Consider the following 3,528-nt stretch of genomic DNA (forward strand, 5'->3'; position numbering starts at 1 on the left):
GGGCCGCGGGGGTCGAGCGGGCCAGCTCCCGCCGCAGCACCTCCAGCAGCCCCTCCCGTTCGGCGTAGCCCACCCCGACGGCCCCCAGGCGCTCGGCCAGGGCCCGCACCTCCGGCTCGAAGGGCTCGGCGCTGGCGAGCCACAGGCCCTCGGGGGATCGTCCCTCCTGCGCCAGCGGCACGCAGGCCAGCCGCTCCCACTCCTCGGCGGCCACCGCCTGCAGCGCCGCCCGGTCCACGGCGCGCAGCAGCAACGGGGGGCAGCCGACGCGCTCCAGGGCTTGGGCGATGGTGGCGGGGGCGACCCGCGCGACGGCCGCCAGGCCCGCCACCAGCGGGCGGTCGCTCTCCTTCAGCTGCTTGCGAACCGCCGCCGCCCGCAGCGGGGGCAGCGCGCGGAGATCCTGCACCAGCACCTCGAAGAACGCGCGTTCGTCCGGCAGCCGCATCAGCGCCCCTCCTCCCGGCGTGCCGGGCTCGCCTGCTCCTGAAGGCCGGCCTCCGGGGGCAGGGCGGCCCAGCGCGCCATGACCTCCTCCATGCGCCCTTGCTCCACCCGCCGGCCCGCCTCGAAGAGGGTGGGGGTGTAGGCGACGGCCCACCGGCGGGCGGCCTCGAGGTCGGCCGCGGTCTGCCGCAGCGTGGCGGCGCTGGCGGCGCAGGGCAGCAGCGGGGCGAACTCCGCCCTTAGCCGGTCCTCGCCCTGGCGCGCCGCCTCGAACAGCCGCCCGACCATCGCCCAGCGCGCCTCAGCCGGGGCGCAGTACAGCAGGGCGCTGGCTAGGCCCTCGGCCTTGCCGCGGGCCAGCGGCCGCAACACCAGCCGCATCTCCCCCGCCTTCGCCCGCGCCACCCAGCGCTCGCCGTAGCGCTCCCAGGCCCGCTGGCAGTGGGGGCAGCCCCACCAGCTGAAGACGGTGAGGGCGGGCCGGGAGGCCGGCCCCAGGCTGAGGGGGTGGGCCTCGACCGCCACGCCCTCGGGCAGCGCCGGCCGCGGCCACAGCCACACCATCGCCGCCGCCAGCAGCCCGCCGCCCAGCACCAGCCACTTGTGGAGGGGGACGCGCGCGCTCATGCCTGGACCCCCCGCTCGATGCGCACGGCGCCCCCGGGCCGCTGGACGCCGAAGGCCACCACCGCGAAGCCGCCGGCCCGGGGGCCCTCGCCGCGGCCCACCACCAGCCACAGCAGCACCCCCTCCCCCCGCGCGAAGCCGAAGCCCCGCGGGCCCGGACGGCGCGGGGCGGGCGCGCCGGGCCCTTCCAACAGCTCCAACAGCCCCTCGATCTGGCCCGAGGGGAAGGTCAGCCCGGCCTCCTCGGCCTCCTGGGCACAGCGGCGCAGGATCTCCGCGGCCTCGTCCTCCCAACCGAAGTGCAGCGGGGCCGACAGGCGCGGGCAGACCCCGGCGCGCATCATCTCCTCGATCACCGCCAGGGCGTAGTTGGCCGCCTGCCCGCCCTCGCCCAGCTCCAGCCGCGCCCCGCGGTGGTAGCAGTCGAAGGCCTCCAGCCGCAGCGTGCCCTCCCGGCGCAGCCCCCAGGCCAGCACCCTGCGGCCCTCGGGCTCGATCCCCGCCGCCAGGAAGGCGTCGCGGGCCGCCACGAAGGCCCGCAGGCCCTCCCACTGGCGCAGGAGCTGCCACAGCTCCTGCACCTCGGCGTCGCTCAGGCCGTCCACCCAGCCCGCGCCGTCGGGCAGGTCCTCGCTCAGGAGGGCCACCATCCCGCGGGTGCGGGTGAGCACGCCGTACTCGCCCACCAGGACCGAGTCCAGCAGGCCGTAGATCAGCTTGTACAGCTCACTCACCTCACAGAACTCCTTTCGTGGATGCCCCGGCTTTCAAACCGGGGAGGAAGGGGGTCGCGCTCGAAGAGCGCTGGATACCCCGCTGGCTAGGTTGTGGCATATTACGTTCATGCACAGGGCAGAGACCGTCGTGCTCAAGCTGCGCCCCCCCGGCAGGGCCAAGCGGGAATGGCTCGACCAGACCGCCGAACTCTTCCGCCGGGGGGTGCAGTTGGGGCTCGACCACGCCCTGAGCGCCAAAACCTCGAACAGGGGGAAAATCCATGCCGCCACCTACGCCTCCATCCGCGCCTCGGGCCTGCCCTCCGACTACTGCCGCATGGCGGTCAACCAGGCCGTACAGCTCGCGAGGAGCCACTTCGGGCTGCGCAAGGGCAAGCGGCGGGCGGGCAAGCCCACGGCGGTTCGCAGCCAGGGCATAGGGCTGGGGGTCAACGCCTACAAGGTGGTTGGTCCCGCCCTTCGGCTTTCCACCCGGGTGAAAGGTGACTACATCTGGCTCCCCCTTTGCGTCCCCGCCCGCTGGCGGGACAAGCTGCAACACGTCAAAGGTGATGCTCGGCTGTTCAGACGGGGCGATGACTGGTTCGTGATGCTGCCCCTGCGCGTACCCCACACCCCAACCGTCCGTGACGGTGACGGTCACTTGACCGTCACCGGGGTGGACCTGGGCATCGTTCGGTTGGCCGCAGCCAAGCACCCCAAAGGCGTGCTGGTGCTGAACGGCAAGCCCATCCGCCAGCGCCGGGAGCGGTTCGCCTCCCTGCGCAAGCGCCTCCAGCGCCACCGCCGCACCGACCGGGTGAAGGCCCAGCGCGGCAAGGAGCGGCGCTGGATGACCGACCTCAACCACAAGGTCAGCCGGGGGCTCGTAGACCTCGCGGCCCGGTACCCCAACCCGGTGCTCGCCTTTGAGAGACTGGACGGGATACGGGATAGGGTGAGAGGGAGCAAGAGGTTCAACCGCATGATGGGGAGCTGGGCTTTTCGGCAACTGGTGGACTTCGTGGCCTACAAGGCCGAGCGGGCAGGGGTGCGGGTGGTGTTCGTGGACCCGCGCAAGACCTCCCGGACCTGCCCCCGCTGTGGACATGCCACCCGCTCCAACCGAACCACGCAGGCCGACTTCCGGTGTGTGGCCTGCGGCTACCAGGGCAACGCCGACGTGGTAGCTTCCCTCAACATCGCTGGCGTAGCGGCTGGACTGCTGCGCCAAGGGCCGCCTGACACGGCCCGTCTGAGCGCCGCGCCACGGCGCGGCGCAGGACAGGCTGCCCCCGCTGGGGAGCGGCCGGATGGGGTAAAGGTGTGGGCTTCGGCTCATGCAGACTCCAACCTTGAAAGCTCCGTGTAGGAGCCCCCGTTCTGAAGAACGGGGAGGATGTCAGTCACCCCCCACCCCCAGCTCCACCAGCCGCTCCAGCAGCGCCTGGCCGCCGTAGCGGTGGGCGTACTCGTTGGCGTCGGTGCGGCCGGCGGGGTCGAGGGGCTCGAGCAGCCGCACCGGGAAGCCCTGCTCGCGGAAGGGCGCCGCCCAGCGCTCGAGCACCTGCGCCCGCCTGTCGTGGGGGTCGGCGTAGAGGTAGACGGGCTGCAGGGGCAGCCGGGCGACGAGTTCCTTGGCCGGCCCGTTCTCCACCCCCGGCACCCCGATCACCCCCAGGCCCTCCTGGCGCACCAGGCTCCACACCAGCAGCGCGTTGGTCGCCCCCTCCATCAC

At 73.4% G+C, this 3,528-nt stretch carries 3 protein-coding genes and 2 pseudogenes; 1 reads left to right on the forward strand and 4 read right to left on the reverse strand.

The window, feature by feature from the left end; translation table 11 throughout:
- The 3 genes and pseudogenes from Mterra_RS19750 to Mterra_RS19760 all read right to left on the reverse strand — a co-directional run.
- Positions 1–448: pseudogene (locus Mterra_RS19750) on the reverse strand (type II/IV secretion system protein); the annotation flags it as partial.
- Entirely contained in the window at positions 448–1,074 is a 627-nt protein-coding gene (locus Mterra_RS19755; protein ID WP_176582562.1) for a DsbA family protein, read from the reverse strand. The gene Mterra_RS19755 and the pseudogene Mterra_RS19750, both read right to left, overlap by 1 nt.
- Complete coding sequence (locus Mterra_RS19760) at positions 1,071–1,808, reverse strand: hypothetical protein (RefSeq protein WP_119316676.1); 738 nt, start codon at positions 1,806–1,808, stop codon at positions 1,071–1,073. The genes Mterra_RS19755 and Mterra_RS19760 overlap by 4 nt, the downstream gene beginning before the upstream one ends.
- Before the next feature lie 109 nt (positions 1,809–1,917).
- Between Mterra_RS19760 and Mterra_RS19765 the strand changes: the two genes are divergently transcribed.
- Positions 1,918–3,162: an RNA-guided endonuclease InsQ/TnpB family protein gene (locus Mterra_RS19765; protein ID WP_119316677.1), complete on the forward strand. Its 1,245-nt coding sequence runs from the start codon at positions 1,918–1,920 to the stop codon at positions 3,160–3,162.
- Between the two features lie 30 nt (positions 3,163–3,192).
- Here Mterra_RS19765 and Mterra_RS19770 read toward each other — a convergent pair.
- A pseudogene (locus Mterra_RS19770) lies at positions 3,193–3,528 on the reverse strand (toprim domain-containing protein); the annotation flags it as partial.

It is taken from the genome of Calidithermus terrae (assembly GCF_003574345.1).
In the GTDB taxonomy this organism is placed as follows: domain Bacteria; phylum Deinococcota; class Deinococci; order Deinococcales; family Thermaceae; genus Calidithermus; species Calidithermus chliarophilus.

Excerpts from the sequence above, each read along its gene's own strand:
- Mterra_RS19755 (WP_176582562.1), bottom strand. The coding sequence starts at position 1,074 with ATGAGCGCGCGCGTCCCCCTCCACAAGTGGCTGGTGCTGGGCGGCGGG.
- Mterra_RS19765 (WP_119316677.1), top strand. The coding sequence starts at position 1,918 with ATGCACAGGGCAGAGACCGTCGTGCTCAAGCTGCGCCCCCCCGGCAGG.